Source organism: Pseudomonas sp. UBA6315, assembly GCF_002438125.1.
GTDB lineage: Bacteria > Pseudomonadota > Gammaproteobacteria > Pseudomonadales > Pseudomonadaceae > Aquipseudomonas > Aquipseudomonas faucium.
In genome coordinates this window covers 37,079-53,643 of the sequence record NZ_DJTF01000070.1, presented here as the reverse complement: position 1 = coordinate 53,643, position 16,565 = coordinate 37,079, and the positions used below count along the sequence as shown (strand labels likewise).

Below are 16,565 nucleotides of genomic sequence, written 5' to 3'. Positions count from 1 at the left end.
TGGCCCAGACTCGCTGCATTCAACCTGACCTGGAGCCAAGGGCATGAACGAGCCGGTATCTGTGCAAGACCGTGTGGTGATCGTCACGGGGGCCGGCGGCGGCCTGGGCCGCGCCCATGCGCTGTTGTTCGCCGCGCGCGGTGCCCGGGTGGTGGTCAATGACCTGGGTGGCTCCAGCCACGGCGAAGGCGCCAGTGCTTCGGCAGCCGACCGGGTGGTGGCCGAGATTCGCGCCGCCGGCGGCAGCGCCGTGGCCAACCACGATTCGGTCAGCGATGGCGCGCGCATCGTCGAGCAGGCCCTGGACGATTTCGGCCGGGTCGATGTGCTGGTGAACAACGCCGGCATCCTGCGCGACAAGACCTTCCACAAGATGGACGATGCCGACTGGGAGCAGGTCTACCAGGTGCATGTCGAGGGCGCCTTCAAGGTCACCCGCGCCGCCTGGCCGCACCTGCGCGAGCAGAACTGGGGCCGGGTGATCTTCACCGCCTCCACGTCCGGCATCTACGGCAATTTCGGCCAGGCCAACTACGGCATGGCCAAGCTGGGCCTGTATGGTTTGACCCGCACCCTGGCCATCGAAGGGCGCAAGCACGGCGTGCTGGTCAACGCCATTGCGCCTACCGGCGGCACGCGCATGACCGAAGGGCTGATCCCGCCGCAGGTGTTCGAGCGCCTCAAGCCCGAGTTGGTCAGCCCGTTGGTGGTGTACCTGGGCAGCGAGCAGTGCCAGGACAGCGGGGCGCTGTTCGAAGTGGGCGGCGGCTGGATTGGCAAGGTGCGCTGGGAGCGCAGCCTGGGCGTGGGCTTTGACCCGCGTGAAGGCTTCACCCCGGAGCAGGTGGCCGAGAGTTGGGCGCAGATTGGCGATTTCGAAGGCGCGCTGCACCCGCAGGACAACATCCAGGCCCTGCAGCAGATGATGGCCAACCTGCAGAAGTATCCGCTGGCGTGATCGCCGCTTTTCACCGGGCATAAAAAAAGCCGCTGCAATCGCAGCGGCCAATCGAGACGTTAGATCAAGGAGCTTCAAAATCTACGTCGGTGAACCTCGCAAGCCTGAAGAGCTGGGGGGGTAGTGCCCTTCATGCCGGCCAGTGAGTTAAGAATAAGCGCTTGATCCTGTGGGAAAAATAGCCGCTTATGACATTCACCTTTACGTTTCGGGCAACAGTGCCCAGGCGCTTCAGGCCTGTGGCGAATGGCCCATGCGCCAGCTCGTGTCACGCGCTGCCGCCAGCAGGCGCTGGGCCGCCGGGCCATGTTCATCGGCATGGAAGATCGACGTCGGCCCCACCACGGTCATGACCGCAGCAATCTGCCCCAGGGCGTTGAACACCGGCGCCGACAGCGCATCGACGCCAGGCATCAGCAGGCCATGCACATGGTGCAGGCCACGATCGCGAATGCCGGCCAGCAGCGCTTCGTAGTCGGCGGCGGTGTGCTGCAGCGTGGCCAGTTCACGTTCGCGCAGGTCCACGGTTTCGCGTTCGGGCAGGTAGGCGGCAAACACCAGCCCGGTCGACGAACTGAGCAGCGGCAGCACCGAACCGATCTGGGTCACCACGGTAACGGCCCGCACCGCAGGCTCGATGCTCACCACCGTGGCGCCCTGGTTGCCCCACACCGCGATGAAGCAGCTCTCGTTGAGCGCGTCGCGCAGTTGCGACAGCGGCAGCGCCGCCACCTTCAGCACATCGATGCTGCCCAGCGCCGCCAGGCCCACGCGCAGCGCTTCACGGCCCAGCCCATAATGGTTGGTGGCCGCATCCTGTTCGGCAAAGCCACTGGCGATCAGCGCCTGCAGGTAGCGGTGCACCTTGCTCGCCGGCATCTGCACATGTTCGGCCAGGCGCGACAGCGAGGTGGACGGGGACAGCTCGGCGAGGGCCTTGAGGATGTCGGTGCCGACTTCCGCCGAGCGGACCTTCTGCTTGCCGGTGTCGGTGGGGGAGCTGGCTTTGGCCATGGGCGTGGAGGTTCCGGATTCTTCGAGTCGCGCCTTTATAGCTTGACGCCATGCAGGGAGCAAATTACGTTATTCGTAATCTGATTACGATAAAAACAAAACCCGGAGGCTTCGATGAACCGCGACACGTCCCCCGACCTTCAGTACCTGAGCGGCTTCGGCAACGAATTCGCCTCTGAAGCCTTGCCCGGCGCATTGCCTGTCGGGCAGAACTCGCCGCAGAAGGCCCCCTATGGCCTGTACGCCGAGCTGCTGTCGGGTACCGCGTTCACCATGGCCCGCAGCGAACTGCGCCGCACCTGGTTGTACCGCATCCGCCCCTCGGCCCTGCACCCGCGCTTCGAACGCCTCGAGCGCCAGCCCCTCGGCGGCCCGCTGGGCGCGGTCACCCCCAACCGCCTGCGCTGGAACCCGCAGCCGATCCCCAGCGAGCCGACCGACTTCATCGAAGGCTGGCTGCCGATGGTGGCCAACGCGGCGGCGGAAAAACCCGCGGGCGTGAGCATCTACATCTACCGCGCCAACCGCTCCATGGACCGGGTGTTCTTCAACGCCGACGGCGAACTGCTGCTGGTGCCCGAACACGGCCGCCTGCGCATCGCCAGCGAACTGGGGGTGATGGATGTCGCACCGCTTGAAATCGCGGTGATCCCGCGCGGCATGAAGTTTCGCGTCGAGCTGCTCGATGGCCAGGCGCGTGGCTACATCGCGGAAAACCACGGCGCCCCGCTGCGCCTGCCGGACCTCGGCCCGATCGGCAGCAACGGCCTGGCCAACCCGCGCGATTTCCTCACCCCGGTGGCGCACTACGAAGAAGCCGAAGGGCCGGTGCAGCTGGTGCAGAAATTCCTCGGCGAGCACTGGGTCTGCGAGCTGCAGCACTCGCCGCTGGACGTGGTCGCCTGGCACGGCAGCAACGTGCCCTACAAATACGACCTGCGCCGCTTCAACACCCTGGGCACGGTCAGCTTCGACCATCCCGACCCGTCGATCTTCACCGTGCTGACCTCGCCGACCAGCGTGCATGGCCTGGCCAACATGGACTTCGTGATCTTCCCGCCGCGCTGGATGGTGGCCGAAAACACCTTCCGGCCACCGTGGTTCCACCGCAACCTGATGAACGAGTTCATGGGCCTGATCGACGGCGCCTACGATGCCAAGGCCGAAGGCTTCGTGCCGGGCGGCGCTTCGCTGCACGGGGTGATGAGCGCCCACGGGCCGGATGCCGACACCTGCGAAAAAGCCATCGCCGCCGACCTTGCGCCGCACAAGATCGACAACACCATGGCCTTCATGTTCGAGACCAGCCAGGTGCTGCGCCCGAGCCGCGAGGCCCTCGAATGCCCGCAATTGCAGGCCGACTACGACAGCTGCTGGGCCACCTTGCCGAGCACCTTCAACCCGAACCGGAGATAACCGATGAACCAGACCGCCAATGCCCGTAGCTGGGTCGAGCATGCCAACGGGCACCGCGACTTCCCGCTGCAGAACCTGCCGCTGGGCATCTTCAGCCGCCCGGGTGAAGCGCTGCGCTGTGGCGTGGCCATCGGCGACGCCATCCTCGACCTCGAGGCGGTGCTGGCCGCCGGGCTGTTCGATGGCCAGGCCAAGGCCGCCGTCGAGGCGACCCGTGGCGGGGCGCTGAATGCCTTCTTCGCCCTCGGCCGCAACGCCCGCGTGGCGCTGCGCGAACGCCTGCAGGCGCTGTTGGGCGAGCACAGCGAGCACCAGGCTGCACTGGGCGCGGCGCTGTACCCGGCCAGCGATTGCCAGATGCACATGCCGGCCAAGGTCGGCGACTACACCGACTTCTACGTCGGCATCCAGCACGCCACCAACGTTGGCAAGCTGTTCCGCCCCGACAACCCGCTGCTGCCCAACTACAAATACGTGCCGATCGGCTACCACGGCCGCGCCTCCACCCTGCGCCCCTCGGGCGCCGACGTGCGCCGGCCGAAAGGCCAGACGCTGCCGGCCGGCCACAGCGAGCCGAGCTTCGGCCCCTGCGCGCGCCTGGACTACGAGCTGGAGCTGGGCATCTGGATCGGCCAGGGCAACGACATGGGCCAGGCCATCCCAATCGCCGAGGCCGAACAGCACCTGGCGGGCCTGTGCCTGCTCAACGACTGGTCGGCGCGAGATATCCAGGCCTGGGAATACCAGCCGCTCGGCCCGTTCCTGTCGAAGAGCTTCATCACCTCGATCTCGCCGTGGGTGGTGACGGCCGAAGCGCTGGCGCCGTTCCGCTGCGCCCAGCCGGCGCGCCCGGAGGGCGACCCGCAGCCACTGCCGTATCTGCTCGACCCACGCGACCAGGCCAGCGGCGCCTTCGATATCGAACTGGAAGTGCTGCTGCTCACCGAGCGCATGCGCGAGCAGGGCCTGCCGGCCCAGCGCCTGGCACTGAGCAACACCCTGAACATGTATTGGACAGTGGCGCAGCTGATCGCCCACCACAGCGTCAACGGCTGCCAGTTGCAGCCTGGCGACCTGTTCGGTTCGGGCACCTTGTCCGGTGCCACGCCCGACGCCTTCGGCAGCCTGCTGGAGACCACCGTGGGTGGCAAGCAGCCGGTGGAGCTGGCCAGTGGCGAGCTGCGCAAGTTCCTCGAGGACGGCGACGAGATCATCCTGCGCGCCCGCTGCCAGCGCGATGGCGTGGCCAGCATCGGCTTCGGTGAATGCCGCGGCAAGATCATCGCGGCCAACTGAGGGGGCAGGGCCATGGAGCTGTACACCTATTACCGTTCCACCTCGTCCTACCGGGTGCGTATCGCCCTGGCGCTCAAGGGCCTGGATTACCAGGCCCTGCCGGTCAACCTGCTCAAGGGCGAACAGCGTGGCAGCGACTATGTCGCGCTGAACCCGCAGGGCCGGGTGCCGGCCTTGCGCACCGACGGCGGTGAGCTGCTGGTGCAGTCGCCGGCGATCATCGAGTACCTGGAGGAGGCTTATCCACAGCCTGCGCTGTTGCCGGCGGGTGCCGAGGCGCGGGCCAAGGTGCGCGGTGTGGCGGCCATCATCGGTTGCGATGTGCACCCGCTGCACAACGTCAGCGTGCTCAATGAGCTACGCCGGCTCGGGCATGACGAGGGGCAGATCAATCAGTGGATCGGCCACTGGATAGGCCAGGGCTTGGCGGCAGTGGAGCAACTGATCGGCGACCGGGGTTTCTGCTTCGGCGATGAGCCGGGCCTGGCCGATGTGTACCTGATCCCGCAGCTGTACGCGGCCGAGCGTTTCAACATCGACCTGGCGGGCTACCCGCGCATTCGCCGGGTAGCGGCGTTGGCAAGCGAGCACCCGGCCTTCGCCAAGGCGCATCCGGCCTGCCAGGTGGACACGCCCGCTTAGTGAAGCGAGTGGTTGGCTGTCGGGAGCTTGCCGATCCGTTCGGACAGCTTCAGGCGCTGCACCGGGTCGTCGGTCAGCAGCAGTGCATGTTCCAGGTCGAAGCGCTCGGCCTGCGGGCAATCCAGGTGCTGGTACAGCGATGCGCGAGTCATGTAGTCGCTGACCTGCACCGGGCCCAGTTGCATGACGCGCTCGGCGTCGATCAGCGCAGCCAGGTGGTCGTCGTTGCTGATGTGCAGCTGGCGCAGGTTGCGTGACAGGCGCTGGAGCATCTGCATCGGGCTGGCCGCGCGCAGGTGCTCGGCGGTCAGCGGCACATGCGGGCCGAACTGGCGTGCCAGCAGTTCGCGGCAATCGTTGGGGTACAGGCGCCGGCCGCCGCAAGGGTCGAGCAAATGATCGGCACCCGGCACTCGCAGCAGGAAGTGCCCGGGGAATGCCACGCCTTCCAGCGGTATCGACAGGCGGCGGGCCAGCTCCAGGGTGATGATGGCCAGTGCCAGGGGTTGGCCGCGGCGGCGTTGCAGCACCTTGTCCAGCAGTGCTGCCTGTGGGCGCAGCGGGTGAAATTCGTCTTGCTGGAAGCCCAGCGCGGTGAGTTGGCGCAGCAGCGGCTGCGCCAGTTCGCTCAGTGGCAGCATCGGCAGGCGGGTACTGATCTCACGCTGCAGCTCATGCAAGCTGGCAATCGCGCTCGCGGGCTCGGCCTTGCGGTCGTGCTCGGTGGCAATCCACAACGCGGCTTCAAGCAGGGCGACAGGTTCGCGTTCCAGGCAGGCCAGGCAGGCTTTACGTGGGTTCATCGGGGTTCTCCACACACCCTTGAGTATTAGCCCCGGCGCCGGCATTCGTCCAGTGGTCCGCCCGGCGTGCCGGCGATGGCCGCGTGCCTATACTGGTAGGAGCACCTCGTTGGGGAGCCCGTCGATGTTCGCGCTGATGCAAAGCACCCGTACCCAGTCGCTGCACCTGTTTATCGACCCGCCCACTGGCCTGAAGGCCGTGGTGGCGATTCACAGCGAGCACCTGGGCCCGGCAATGGGCGGTTGCCGCTATCTGCCCTATGCCGATGACGAAAGCGCCATGACCGACGCTATCCGCCTGGCCCAGGGCATGAGCTACAAGGCAGCGCTGGCGGGCCTGGCGCTGGGCGGCGGCAAGGCCGTGATCATGCGCAACCCGCATGTGGAAAACCGCGCGGCGCTGTTCGAGGCGTTCGGCCGTTTCATCGATACCCTGCAGGGGCGTTTCATCATTGCCGTGGACAGCGGCACCTCGACCCTGGACATGGACTGCATCGCCCAGAGCACACCCCACGTCACCAGCACCACGGCCTCCGGCGACCCCTCGCCGCATGCGGCCATGGGTGTGTTCGCCGGCATCCGTGCAACCTCCCAGGCGCGCCTGGGCAGCGGCAACCTCGAAGGCCTGCGGGTGGCGGTGCAAGGGCTGGGCAATGTCGGCTATGCCCTGGCCGAGCAGCTGCACGCCGCGGGCGCGGAACTGCTGGTGAGCGATTTGGACCCCGGGCGCGTGCGCCTGGCGGTCGAGCAGTTCGGTGCTCACCCGGTCACCAATGATGCCTTGATCAGTACCCCCTGCGATATCTTCGCGCCGTGCGGGGTAGGGCCGGTGCTCAATGGCCAGAGCGTGATGCAACTCCGCTGCGCAGCCGTGGCCGGGGCGGCGAACAACCAGCTGACCACCTTGCAGGTGGCCGACCAGCTGGAATCACGCGGCATCCTGTATGCGCCGGATTACGTGATCAATGCCGGTGGGCTCATCTACGTGGCGATGAAGCACCGCGGCGAAGACCTTGGCACCATCACCGCGCACCTGGCGCGCATTCCCTCGCGGCTGACCGAAGTGTTCGCCCACGCCCAGGCCGAGAAGCGCTCGCCGGCGCGGGTGGCGCAGATGCTCGCCGAGCGCCTGCTGTACGGCTGACAAGCACCTGGCAGCGCTTATTGCGCAGCGCCCCCTTCGAGCAGCTCGGCCAATGCATCCGGCTGGCTCTTGAACGCCCGGGCGAACACGTCACGGTTCTTGGCCATGTAGATGCCGGCTTCCTCGACTTGCTGCTCGGTCAGCGACGGCACTGCCTTGTGCAATACCTCGGCCAGGCGCTCGGCCAGCTCGAGCATCTTGTCGTGACGATCTGCTTCGGCCTTATCCATGAACAAGCGCTCCGGGTCGCGGCTGCTGCGGTACACCACTTCGACGGCCATTCATCACCTCTGTGCCTTTTTGCGGTTGGTTGATCGATTACTGTATGCGCATACAGTAATGGCCCGGCGCCCCAGGCGCAAGCCTTGCTGCAAAAAAGCCTAGCCCACAGGTGCCTTGCGGCAATCGGCCGCCTTCCAAGGCGAGGGCCTGGCCCTTTAACTGCATGGCACAAGCGTCACAGAGTTGGCGCATCATCTTCAGGTCGTATCGGGGGAGTTGGACATCGTGAACATCAAATGGGCTGAAAAGCTGCGCAAGGGGCTGCATGGCTCGGCCGATTCGCTGGGCAATCTGTGCGTCGAGGGGTTCCACTACCTGGCGCTGTTCGGCATTGGCGCCATCACCGCCTATGCGGCAGTGGTGACCTTCCTCGACATGCTCGGCAAGGGTGGGGTCAGCGTCGATGACATCCTGCTGCTGTTCATCTACCTGGAGCTGGGGGCGATGGTCGGGATCTACTTCAAGACCAACCACATGCCGATCCGCTTCCTGCTCTACGTGGCGATCACCGCGCTGACGCGCCTGCTGATCGGCGATGTGTCGCACCACAAGGCTCCGGACGTGGGCCTTCTGTACGTGTGCGGCGGCATCCTGCTGCTGGCCTTCGCGATCCTGGTGGTGCGCTACGCCTCCTACCGCTACCCGTCGACCAAGGTGCTCGATGCCAATGGCAAGGAAGTCGAAGACGGCAAGTGAGGGGCTAGCTATCTAGGCCCGAGGTTTGCGGCCTGCCGTGTTGAATCTTCGCCGGCGCCCAGCAACGAATCGTGACATCGGGTCGCGATCGAGGGGCGCTGGAGGAGAACAGCAATGAACGTGACCACCGAACAAGTCCATGCCCACCTCAAGTACGCGCTCAAGCTTGACCCTGAAGCCGTGCATGTCACCGAAGTCGCCGACGTCGTCCAATTGCGCGTGGTGGCTAGCCGCACACTGGTCGACGAGTCCATCCACTGGCTCAAGCAACAGCAGGAACCGACCTACGACCCGGGCCTGTTCGGCCTGTTCCATAAACCGCACACCTTCGACAGCGCGCACCGGTTCAAGGGCCTGGTCCTTGCCGACCTGGAGCGTGAAATCGGGCGGATGCTGGCGACCTTGGGCTGACGCTCAGTTGGCGATGCGCGCTGCCGCGAATGGGCGTGCGCCAGGGGCCGGCTCGCGGGTCAGGGCCGCGAGCACCTGCAGCGGGTTCTGTCCCAGCTCGATGGCCAGGCCCAGGCGAATGCTGTCGATGACCCGCTGCAGGCGCAGCGGGTCATTGCGTTGGGCTTGAGTGATCAGGCGCTTGGCGACCACGCCGGCGTCGTCGGAAAGGGTCAGCATGATGCTGCCGTCCAGGCGTTCGATGCTCAGGTTGACCCGGTATTCGGGGGCGAAGGCGGCGCTGATCTGATCGAATGGGTTGTGCATGGCCCAGCTCTGCAAAGTTGACTGCAGAAGTTGACCGGGCAAACGCCGGGTTGGTTCAGGGCCATTGATCGGCACCTTCATGCAAGGGGTAAGGCAATACGCCATCACCGCGACTACACTCCTTTGACCGACGCTGCAAAGGCTGGCCCCAGGCCTGCAAAGGAGTGCCCCGTGGTTCCCTGTTCCGCTGCTCGTCAACGCGGCGCGATTGGCCTGATGGCCGTGACCACCCTGGCCATGGCCTTGCTGTTTCTGCTGGTGGTGCTCGACAGCGGCCGCCTCTACCTCGAACAGCGCAAGCTGCAACGCATCGCCGACATGGCGGCGCTGGAGGCGGCCGGCCAGTACGCCGTGTGCACCGGCAGCGGCCCGCAGGCCACGGCCATCGCCCGCACCGCAGCCACGCGCAATGGCCATGCCGCCGGCAACCCGCTGGTGGCCAGCTGCGGCTACTTGCAGACCGGCGCCAACAGCCTGCGCAGCTTCACCAGCGACAACACCCGCAACGAAGCGATCCGGGTGGATGTCAGCAACACCGTCACCACCAGCGTCGCCGGCGGTATCTACACCTTGATGCAAGGCGCCGGGGTGCCGCTGACCACCACCTTGCACGCCCATGCCGTGGCCTCCATGCCGTTGCCGCCGCAGGCCATGCTGAGCATCCGCACCACCCTGGCCACGGTGGATTCACGCCAGTCGGTGCTGCTAAATGCCCTGCTCGGCGCCCTGGGCGGCAGCGTGCAGCTGGACCTGGCCGGCTGGAAAGGCATCGCCGCCACCGACCTGAACCTGCTCAAGTACCTCGACCAACTGGCCATCGACCTCAACCTCAAGGTGGGTGACTACAAGCAATTGCTCAATGCCAACGCCACCGCCACGCAGCTGCTGCAAGCGGCGGTGAAGGTGCTGCAGCAAAGTGGCGCGGCGGTCGATGTGGTGACCAACCTGGGCAAGCTGGCGCTGGGGGCCGGCAACAGCACCTTGCTGCAGCTGGGCGATATCCTCGATATCCAGAACGGCACGGCGCAGGCGGGCCTGGATGCCAGCATCCAGTTGCTGCAGCTGGTGCAGGGGGTGATCCAGCTGGCGGCGAGCGAAAGCGCCGCCAACGTCGACCTGCCGCTCAACGTGCTCGGCCTGGTCAATGGCCGGGTGCGGCTGAAAGTGATCGAGCCCCAGCAGATCTCGGCCGTCGGCGACCCACGCAAGGATGAGCTGAGGGTGCATACCGCCCAGGTGCGGGCGATGATTTCGCTCGACCTGCCACTGCTCAACTCCGTGCTGGGCCTGGTCAACGCGGTGCTCGACCTGGCCGCGCCACTGACCAACGTACTCGGCAACCTGCTCAGCCTGAACCTGGCCGCGACACTGGATTCGGTGTTCTGCCTGCTGGGCGTGCCGTGCACGGTCACCGACATCGTCCTGGTGCCCGACAAGCTGCAGGTGGACATCGGCCTGGAGGTCGCTGAAGCCACCACACGCCTCGACCCGAAAGCGTCCAACACCTTCAGCTGCTCGCCAAAGCGGCTCACCACCCAGGCACAGAGCGCGGCGGCGAAAATCGCGGTGGGGCGCTTCGATTCCCCCACGGCGTTCTTCACCACCGGCACCACGGCGATCAAGGCCTTGCCGTTGATCGACATCGGCACCAAACGCTGTACCAAGCTGCTGATCCTCGGCACTTGCGAGCCGCGCGTGCCGTTCGCCGGTGGCGGCCTTGGCCTGCGTGTCGACAGCAAGCTGCTGGGCAGCGGCCCGCTCGAGCGCCCGCTGGTGTTCCAGGCACCGGGCAGCGAGCCGCCCAACATCGGCCAGCCTCCGGCCTACCTGAACATGCGCACGATCAACGACAACGTGGTCGGCAGCCTCAGCGACACCTTGCTCGGGGTGCAGATACAGGCGTTCAAACCCACGGTCAACAGCGGCCTGGGGGAGGTGCTGGTGATCGTTGGCAACGTGCTCTCCACGGTCAAAGGCATTCTCGAACCGCTGATCAAGAACCTGCTCAGCCCGCTGATCGACCCCTTGCTCAACGTGCTCTTGAAGGTGCTGGGCATCGACCTGGTCAACGCCGAAGTCGGCGCCAACCTCAGTTGCTCCAGCGGCCGTGCTCAGCTGGTCTTGTAGGCCGGCAAGAGCACGCGGAAACAGGCGCCTTCGCCGGTATTGAACACCTCCAGCCGGCCGCCCATGGCCTCGACGATGCCGTGGCTCACCGACAGCCCCAGCCCCGTGCCGGCCCCCGCCGGCTTGGTGGTGAAGAACGGTTCGAAGATGCGCTCGAGCAGGCGCGGGTCGATGCCGCCGGCGTTGTCCTGCACGTGCAGGCACAGGTGCTGCCCCTCGATGTGCTGGCTCACGCTGATTTTGGGTGTGGCTGCCTGCCGTTCCAGCAGGGCATCACGGGCGTTGACCATGAGGTTGATCAGCACCTGCTCAAGCTGGTCCTGGTGGCCGAGCACCTGCGGGCACAGCTGCGGCTGTTCGAGCTGCAAGGCCACGCCCTTGCCGCGCAGCCCCTCCGCCAGCAGCGCCACGGCACCGTTTACGGCGGCCCAGGCGGCAAATGCCTGGGTTTCGACCTCAGACCGCCGGCCGTAGGTGCGCAGGTGTTCGACCAGGCGTGCCGCGCGCTCGACCTGGGCGTCGATGCGCTGCAGCTTGCCGTTGAGGTAGTCGACATCCACCGCGCCGCTTTCCAGGCGCTTGAGGGTGTTGGCCACGGCCAGGCGCATCACGTTCAGCGGCTGGTTGATCTCGTGCACCAGCCCGGTGGCCAGCTCGCCGAGGGTCGCCATCTTGGCGCCTTGCAGCAGTTGCTGCTGGCTCTGGCGCACCTGCGTGTTGTCGCGGCCCACCGCTTGCACTTCCAGCAGCTGGCCCTGTTCATCGAACAGCCCGCGCTCGGCCCATACCCACCAGGCGTGCCTGTGCCCCGGCAGTTGCAGGCAAACTTCTGCGCTGCTCAATGGCTGCGCCGGGGTCAGCGTTGCCAGGCGCTGCACGAACGCCTGGCGCTGGCTGTCGGACATCCATTGCCCCAGGTTCATCTCGCCCAATTGCTCGGGCGTGCACTCCAGTTGCTCGGCCAGCGGCCGGTTGCCGAACAGCAGCTGCAGGTCAGGGCGGTAGCGGCAGATCATGGCCGGCGAGTCTTCCACCAGCACCCGGTAGCGTTCTTCGCTCTGGCGCACACGTTCGGCAGCCTCGGTGGCTTCGCTGACATCCAGCCACAGGCCGACCACCTCGACCGGCTGGCCCAGGTCGTCGCGCAGCAGGCGCGCCTCGTCCAGCACCCAGTGGTAACCGCCCAGGTGATCGCGCAGGCGGTAGCGGCTGCGCACCTGGCCATCGCGCAGCAACCCACGGGTGCGCTCCAGCCACAGCGGGCGGTCGTCGGGGTGCACCGCCTGGCCGGGTTGGCGCGCCAGTTCGCTGTCCTTGGCCCAGCCGAGCAAGGGCATCAGGCTGTCGCTGAAGAACTCGCTGTGCAGGGCGCCGGCGGCGTAACGCTGGATGTAGATCACTGCGGGCGAACTGGCGATGAGGTTTTCCAGCCGGGCGCGGGCGGCATTGGCTTGAAGCTCCTGGGCCTTGAGTGCGCTGATGTCGAGCACAAAACCCTGGACCTGGCGGCCCTGCAGTTGCCCCACCCAGTGCAGCCAGCGTGGGCTGGCCGCGCTGTCGGCCTCCGGCAGGCGCAGGTTGAGGCTCAAGGCGACGCCGTCGCGGGCTTGCTCCAGGGCCATGTGCGCGGCCTCGCGGTCGGCCGGGTGCAGGTGCAGCAGCCAGCGCTCGAGGCTGACCTCGCAGGGCAGGCCGAGGCTGGCGGCCAAGGCCGGGTCCAGGCGTAACGGACCCTGCAGCGGCCATTCCCACCAGCCGGCGCCCAGTTGCCGTTGCAGCTCATCGAGGTGGCGCGAGCGTTGCTGCAACTGCACCTGGCGCAGGCGCGCCAGCAACGGCTCGACCAGCGCCTGCAGCAACAGCGTGGCGGCCTCCGGCGCAGGCACCGAAGGCGCCCCGGCACACAGCAGCCAGGCCTGGACGTGGTGGCCGTGGCTGTACGGCAGCAGAACCAGCGGCGCCCCTGCGCACAATGCCTGCCACTGGGGCGAGTCGGGAGCCACGTGCTGAAAGCGTGCAGGCAGCGCCTGCAGCCAGGGGTGCAGGCGTTCGTCATCGGGCCACGGCCAGTCGCCTTCGCTGCTGGCATAGGTGCGCCAGCCGGCGTCGTCCGCCAGCAGCAGCCGCAGCGCGCCGGCCTGCCAGTGCATGGCCAGGTGCTGCAGTTGCTCGGCGCTGGTCTGTGCCAGCCAGGGTTCGCTGCAGTCGCGCACGGCCTGGCTGATGTCGGCGGCCAGCTGGCGCAGGTTCAGCCACTGGTCCTGCTGGTTGCCCTGGCGCAGCAGGTCGCCGGTATCGAACAGCTGCAGCATCCAGCCGGCTGCGTTGCGCTGCAGCGAGCCTCGGGTATGCAAGGTGTGGCCGTGCACGGTGTGAAAATCCAGGTCCAGCGCCTGGCCTTGCCAGTCGGCGGGCTCACCTTCGAGCACCAGCCAGCTGTGCTGGCACAGGTAGCTGTGCAGGCGCGTGGGGGCCTGTTCGGGCACTGCCAGCACACAGCGCAAGGGGCCGGACAGGCGCAACACCTGGCCGTGCGCGTCAAGCCATACCTGCAGGCCGACGGCCGCGGGCATTTCGGCGGCCGGCTCGGCGGCGTGGCTGCTCAGCCAGCGGTTGAATAGGCCGCTCACAGCTGCAGGCTCGCTTCGGCCTTCAGGGTTGCCGGCAACCTCGGCACTTCGCCAATCAACGGTATGACCAACTGCGGCAGGACGTTGGTCAGCTTGGCCTTGGGGTAGTTGATGGTCACTTTCAGCAGCTTGCTCGCATCCAGCTGCACCTGCGCGTCGCTGGCAGGCTGAAAGTCCAGCGCAGCGGGCATCCAGGCCAGTTGGTCGCGGATCACCTGGCGGCCAAGTACCTGCACGTCGTTGGCGTAGGTGGCGCTGGTCGGGTCCAGGGCAACGCAGCGGCGCACCGCCTCGCTGCTGGCCTGGTTGAACGATTGCAGCATCAGCATCGGCAGGGTGTAGCTGACCAGCCCGTAGAACACCGAGAAAAAGATCATGAAGACAGCGACGAACTCCAGGGCTGCCGCGCCTTTTTGCCGAGTTGCCGGGCCTGCTTGCATGCTTGCGTCTACCCTGACCATGAGTCCTGAGTAACAGCATAGAACCGTTCGACGAACAGGGATGGCCAATTGCCAATATCTAGCGTTGCCCTGCTGGCGTGGCTTGCCCTGTGTGCCGGGCAAGACCTGCGGGAGCGGCAGATTTCCAACCTGCTCACCCTGGGCATCGCCGCGTGCGCGCTGGCCTGGCTGCTGGTGACCGGGCGCAGCTGGGTCGGTGCCCAGGCCAGTGATGCCGGCTGGGCGCTGGCCATCGTGCTGCTGCTCACGCTGCCGGGGTACATGCTCGGGCGCTTTGGCGCCGGTGACGTCAAGTTGCTTGGCGCGCTGGCCCTGGCCACCAGCCAGGCGCACGTGCTGGGCACCTTCATCGGCGCCGGCGTGGCCTTGCTGGCATGGGCGCTCGCCCGGCGGCTGTGGCGGCGCGGGGCAGGGCAGGCGGGCGACAAGCAGCCGTTCGCGCCCTGTGTGCTGGTGGGGTTCGTGCTGGCCAGTGCGTGCCTGGCGTGACAGGGCCGCTTCAGTTGTTGCTCGACTTCACCCGCTCCCAGCGATAGAAGTCCGGGATGACGTATTTGTAGGTGTCCAGCCAGCGCTGCTTCGACAGGTCACGCTCGCGTGCCGTCTGCACCTGCAACTTGGACGATGCCTGCTCGCCACTGGACTGCACCTGCAGCAAGGTTTCGGTCGCCGTCAGCGTAGACGGGCGCTGACGCGGGGTGTCGTCGGCCCAGGCCAGAGAGACGCTGGCGCAGCAGGCCAGCAGCATCGCAGAGCGGATCATCAGCATCGCCGTTCCCTCAGTTGACCATTTCGGTGGCGCGAGTGGCCGAGGCCAGCGGCCCGCGCCCGTTGGCCTTGATCTGGCTGGCGCGGTCCTGGGCCTGGGCGAACTGGTCGGGCTTGAGCCGCAGCCGCCCGACCAGGTCGGTGGCTTGCTGCCAGTTGTCCTGCAGCAGCGACAGGGTCACCAGGTTGACCGCCGGCAGCGGGTTGTCGTCCTTGAGCTCGACCGCCGTGAGGAACTCGAAGCGCGCCTGTTCATAGCGCCCCAGGTTCATCAATACGACGCCCAGGTCGTTGCGCACGCGCTCGTCGGTCGGCGCAAGGTGCGCCGCCCGCTGCAGGTTCTGCAGGGCCTGCACGTCATCGCCGCGGGCCGAGGCCAGCTGGCCAAGGCCGTGCTCGCCTTCGGCGGCCAGGCAACCGCCCAGCAAGCTGCGGTACAGCGGCTCGGCCTCGCTGCGCCCGAGCAGGCGGGAAACCCGGGCTTTGCGCAGGCGCACCTGGTCGAGGTTGTTCGGCAACTGCTCCAGGTGGGCAAGGCTTGCATGCGGGCGGCCTTCGTTGAGCATCTCGTCGGCCAGGTTCAGCGACAGTTGCTGGTCGGCGTCGGGCTTGGCGCAGCTGGTATTGCCGAACAGCTGGCGCAGCCCCTCGGGTTGTTGCCCGGCGCAACCGGCCAGCAGTAGCAGGCTTGTGAACAGCAGGATCGCTTTCATCCAATCTCCTCAGGGGCTCAAGGCCCGCGCCAGTGCAGAAAACCCCGGCCCGGCCAGGACGATGAGCAACGCCGGGAAGAGGAACACCATCATCACCGCCGACATCTTTGCCGACATCTTCGAGACCCGCTCCTGCATGCGCGTCAGGCGCCGGTCGTCGAGCAGGTCTTTGAGCGCCAGCAGCGACTTCATCGCGCCACTGCCCTGGGTCAGCAATTGCTGGAGGATCACGCAGGTGTCGGTGAATTCGTCCACGGCCAGCACGCTTGCGGCCTTTTCCAGCTCCGGCCCGAGCGCCAGGCCCGAGTCCACCCGGTGCAGGACCTGGCGTAGCTCTTCGCTGATTTCCGGCACCAGCGCCCGGCCTTCCAGGCTCAGCACGCGCAGCGCCTGCTCCACCGCAAGGCCCGTCTCGAAGAGGATGCGCAGCAGCGGGATCATCAGGCTCACTTCCAGGGCAATGCGTTGCTGGCGGCGTTTTGCCGCGCTGGCCAGCAGGCGCTTGGGCAGCAGGTAGCTGGCGCCCAGCGCGCACAGCGGCCAGATCAGCCAGTGCATGCCTTCACCGCTGCTGACCCCTTGCTGCAGCAGCACGGTCAGCAGCACCGTCAGCAGCGGCAGGCCCAGCTGCACCGCGGCGAACAGCGCCCGCTGGCGGCTGCGGCGCCAGCCCACACGCTCGAGCAGGGCCTGGCTTTCACCGTCGAGCTTCTGCAGGCGCTGGCCAAGCCGGCTGCTGCCCAGCCAGTGCAACCAGTCGCCCAGGCGCTCATCGCGGGCCAGGCGCCCTTGCAGGCGCCTGCCGATCAGGTAGCGGGCGCGCAACTGGCGGGCGGCCTGCAGGCCCAGCAGGCAGGCCGCGAACAACAGGCACAGGGCGCAGATCAGCAAGGCCATG

At 66.9% G+C, this 16,565-nt stretch carries 18 protein-coding genes; 9 read left to right on the top strand and 9 right to left on the bottom strand.

The window, feature by feature from the left end; genetic code table 11:
- The first annotated feature begins 43 nt into the window (after nucleotides 1-43).
- Nucleotides 44-958 carry an SDR family oxidoreductase gene (locus B3E94_RS08870; RefSeq protein WP_176510884.1) on the top strand — a complete coding sequence of 305 codons (915 nt, stop codon included), beginning with the start codon at nucleotides 44-46 and terminating at the stop codon, nucleotides 956-958.
- A 231-nt stretch (nucleotides 959-1,189) separates the two neighbouring features.
- On the opposite strand, the gene B3E94_RS08865 is transcribed toward B3E94_RS08870, so the two are convergent.
- Nucleotides 1,190-1,972 (bottom strand): IclR family transcriptional regulator, encoded by a 783-nt coding sequence (locus tag B3E94_RS08865; protein ID WP_286913131.1) that lies wholly within the window; start codon nucleotides 1,970-1,972, stop codon nucleotides 1,190-1,192.
- A 114-nt stretch (nucleotides 1,973-2,086) separates the two neighbouring features.
- Here B3E94_RS08865 and hmgA point away from each other — a divergent pair, with 114 nt between their 5' ends.
- The 3 genes from hmgA to maiA are packed head-to-tail and all read left to right on the top strand — an operon-like array spanning nucleotide 2,087 to nucleotide 5,326.
- Complete coding sequence (hmgA, locus tag B3E94_RS08860; RefSeq protein ID WP_286913129.1) at nucleotides 2,087-3,388, top strand: homogentisate 1,2-dioxygenase; 1,302 nt, start codon at nucleotides 2,087-2,089, stop codon at nucleotides 3,386-3,388.
- Nucleotides 3,389-3,391: 3 nt separating this feature from the next.
- The gene (fahA, locus tag B3E94_RS08855) at nucleotides 3,392-4,684 is read left to right on the top strand and encodes a fumarylacetoacetase (protein WP_286913128.1); all 1,293 of its coding nucleotides are present in this window, start codon (nucleotides 3,392-3,394) and stop codon (nucleotides 4,682-4,684) included.
- Nucleotides 4,685-4,696: 12 nt separating this feature from the next.
- Nucleotides 4,697-5,326 (top strand): maleylacetoacetate isomerase, encoded by a 630-nt coding sequence (gene maiA / locus B3E94_RS08850; RefSeq protein WP_286913127.1) that lies wholly within the window; start codon nucleotides 4,697-4,699, stop codon nucleotides 5,324-5,326.
- Here maiA and B3E94_RS08845 read toward each other — a convergent pair.
- A complete protein-coding gene (locus tag B3E94_RS08845) occupies nucleotides 5,323-6,129 on the bottom strand; it encodes a SirB1 family protein (protein ID WP_286913126.1) in 807 nt (268 codons plus the stop codon). The two genes, maiA and B3E94_RS08845, sit on opposite strands and share 4 nt — an antisense overlap.
- Nucleotides 6,130-6,253: 124 nt before the next feature.
- Here B3E94_RS08845 and B3E94_RS08840 point away from each other — a divergent pair, with 124 nt between their 5' ends.
- Nucleotides 6,254-7,273, top strand: coding sequence for a Glu/Leu/Phe/Val dehydrogenase family protein (locus B3E94_RS08840; RefSeq protein WP_176510890.1), 1,020 nt, complete (start codon nucleotides 6,254-6,256; stop codon nucleotides 7,271-7,273).
- Between the two features lie 17 nt (nucleotides 7,274-7,290).
- Here B3E94_RS08840 and B3E94_RS08835 read toward each other — a convergent pair whose 3' ends face one another.
- The gene (locus B3E94_RS08835; protein ID WP_176510891.1) at nucleotides 7,291-7,554 is read right to left on the bottom strand and encodes a YebG family protein; all 264 of its coding nucleotides are present in this window, start codon (nucleotides 7,552-7,554) and stop codon (nucleotides 7,291-7,293) included.
- Nucleotides 7,555-7,780: 226 nt separating this feature from the next.
- Between B3E94_RS08835 and B3E94_RS08830 the strand changes: the two genes are divergently transcribed.
- Both B3E94_RS08830 and B3E94_RS08825 read left to right on the top strand, forming a co-directional pair.
- A complete protein-coding gene (locus B3E94_RS08830; protein ID WP_008096673.1) occupies nucleotides 7,781-8,251 on the top strand; it encodes a phosphate-starvation-inducible protein PsiE in 471 nt (156 codons plus the stop codon).
- Nucleotides 8,252-8,365: 114 nt separating this feature from the next.
- Nucleotides 8,366-8,662: a hypothetical protein gene (locus B3E94_RS08825; protein ID WP_286913123.1), complete on the top strand. Its 297-nt coding sequence runs from the start codon at nucleotides 8,366-8,368 to the stop codon at nucleotides 8,660-8,662.
- Between the two features lie 3 nt (nucleotides 8,663-8,665).
- On the opposite strand, the gene B3E94_RS08820 is transcribed toward B3E94_RS08825, so the two are convergent.
- Nucleotides 8,666-8,968, bottom strand: a complete 303-nt coding sequence (locus B3E94_RS08820; protein WP_236235302.1) for a DUF3509 domain-containing protein — start codon at nucleotides 8,966-8,968, stop codon at nucleotides 8,666-8,668.
- Nucleotides 8,969-9,139: 171 nt separating this feature from the next.
- Here B3E94_RS08820 and B3E94_RS08815 point away from each other — a divergent pair, with 171 nt between their 5' ends.
- On the top strand, nucleotides 9,140-11,095 hold the full coding sequence (locus tag B3E94_RS08815; RefSeq protein WP_286913121.1) for a pilus assembly protein TadG-related protein: 1,956 nt from the start codon (nucleotides 9,140-9,142) through the stop codon (nucleotides 11,093-11,095).
- Here B3E94_RS08815 and B3E94_RS08810 read toward each other — a convergent pair.
- Nucleotides 11,080-13,725, bottom strand: a complete 2,646-nt coding sequence (locus B3E94_RS08810) for a PAS domain-containing sensor histidine kinase (protein WP_286913120.1) — start codon at nucleotides 13,723-13,725, stop codon at nucleotides 11,080-11,082. The two genes, B3E94_RS08815 and B3E94_RS08810, sit on opposite strands and share 16 nt — an antisense overlap.
- A complete protein-coding gene (locus tag B3E94_RS08805) occupies nucleotides 13,722-14,165 on the bottom strand; it encodes a TadE/TadG family type IV pilus assembly protein (RefSeq protein WP_176510896.1) in 444 nt (147 codons plus the stop codon). Before B3E94_RS08805 ends, B3E94_RS08810 begins: the two co-directional genes overlap by 4 nt.
- 75 nt (nucleotides 14,166-14,240) lie before the next feature.
- On the opposite strand from B3E94_RS08805, the gene B3E94_RS08800 reads away from it, so the two are divergent.
- The gene (locus tag B3E94_RS08800; protein ID WP_236235360.1) at nucleotides 14,241-14,675 is read left to right on the top strand and encodes a prepilin peptidase; all 435 of its coding nucleotides are present in this window, start codon (nucleotides 14,241-14,243) and stop codon (nucleotides 14,673-14,675) included.
- A gap of 10 nt (nucleotides 14,676-14,685) precedes the next feature.
- Here B3E94_RS08800 and B3E94_RS08795 read toward each other — a convergent pair whose 3' ends face one another.
- Genes B3E94_RS08795 through B3E94_RS08785 form a run of 3 tightly spaced genes read right to left on the bottom strand, consistent with a single transcriptional unit; the run spans nucleotide 14,686 to nucleotide 16,564 of the window.
- A complete protein-coding gene (locus B3E94_RS08795) occupies nucleotides 14,686-14,949 on the bottom strand; it encodes a DUF3613 domain-containing protein (RefSeq protein WP_286913119.1) in 264 nt (87 codons plus the stop codon).
- A 16-nt stretch (nucleotides 14,950-14,965) separates the two neighbouring features.
- Nucleotides 14,966-15,667, bottom strand: coding sequence for a tetratricopeptide repeat protein (locus B3E94_RS08790; RefSeq protein ID WP_286913118.1), 702 nt, complete (start codon nucleotides 15,665-15,667; stop codon nucleotides 14,966-14,968).
- A gap of 9 nt (nucleotides 15,668-15,676) precedes the next feature.
- Complete coding sequence (locus B3E94_RS08785; RefSeq protein ID WP_286913117.1) at nucleotides 15,677-16,564, bottom strand: type II secretion system F family protein; 888 nt, start codon at nucleotides 16,562-16,564, stop codon at nucleotides 15,677-15,679.
- Nucleotide 16,565 lies beyond the last annotated feature (1 nt).

Coding starts and splice junctions, on each gene's coding strand:
- B3E94_RS08870 (WP_176510884.1), top strand. CDS start 44: ATGAACGAGCCGGTATCTGTGCAAGACCGTGTGGTGATCGTCACGGGG.
- B3E94_RS08865 (WP_286913131.1), bottom strand. CDS start 1,972: ATGGCCAAAGCCAGCTCCCCCACCGACACCGGCAAGCAGAAGGTCCGC.
- hmgA (WP_286913129.1), top strand. CDS start 2,087: ATGAACCGCGACACGTCCCCCGACCTTCAGTACCTGAGCGGCTTCGGC.
- fahA (WP_286913128.1), top strand. CDS start 3,392: ATGAACCAGACCGCCAATGCCCGTAGCTGGGTCGAGCATGCCAACGGG.
- maiA (WP_286913127.1), top strand. CDS start 4,697: ATGGAGCTGTACACCTATTACCGTTCCACCTCGTCCTACCGGGTGCGT.
- B3E94_RS08845 (WP_286913126.1), bottom strand. CDS start 6,129: ATGAACCCACGTAAAGCCTGCCTGGCCTGCCTGGAACGCGAACCTGTC.
- B3E94_RS08840 (WP_176510890.1), top strand. CDS start 6,254: ATGTTCGCGCTGATGCAAAGCACCCGTACCCAGTCGCTGCACCTGTTT.
- B3E94_RS08835 (WP_176510891.1), bottom strand. CDS start 7,554: ATGGCCGTCGAAGTGGTGTACCGCAGCAGCCGCGACCCGGAGCGCTTG.
- B3E94_RS08825 (WP_286913123.1), top strand. CDS start 8,366: ATGAACGTGACCACCGAACAAGTCCATGCCCACCTCAAGTACGCGCTC.
- B3E94_RS08820 (WP_236235302.1), bottom strand. CDS start 8,968: ATGCACAACCCATTCGATCAGATCAGCGCCGCCTTCGCCCCCGAATAC.
- B3E94_RS08805 (WP_176510896.1), bottom strand. CDS start 14,165: ATGCAAGCAGGCCCGGCAACTCGGCAAAAAGGCGCGGCAGCCCTGGAG.
- B3E94_RS08795 (WP_286913119.1), bottom strand. CDS start 14,949: ATGATCCGCTCTGCGATGCTGCTGGCCTGCTGCGCCAGCGTCTCTCTG.
- B3E94_RS08790 (WP_286913118.1), bottom strand. CDS start 15,667: ATGAAAGCGATCCTGCTGTTCACAAGCCTGCTACTGCTGGCCGGTTGC.
- B3E94_RS08785 (WP_286913117.1), bottom strand. CDS start 16,564: ATGGCCTTGCTGATCTGCGCCCTGTGCCTGTTGTTCGCGGCCTGCCTG.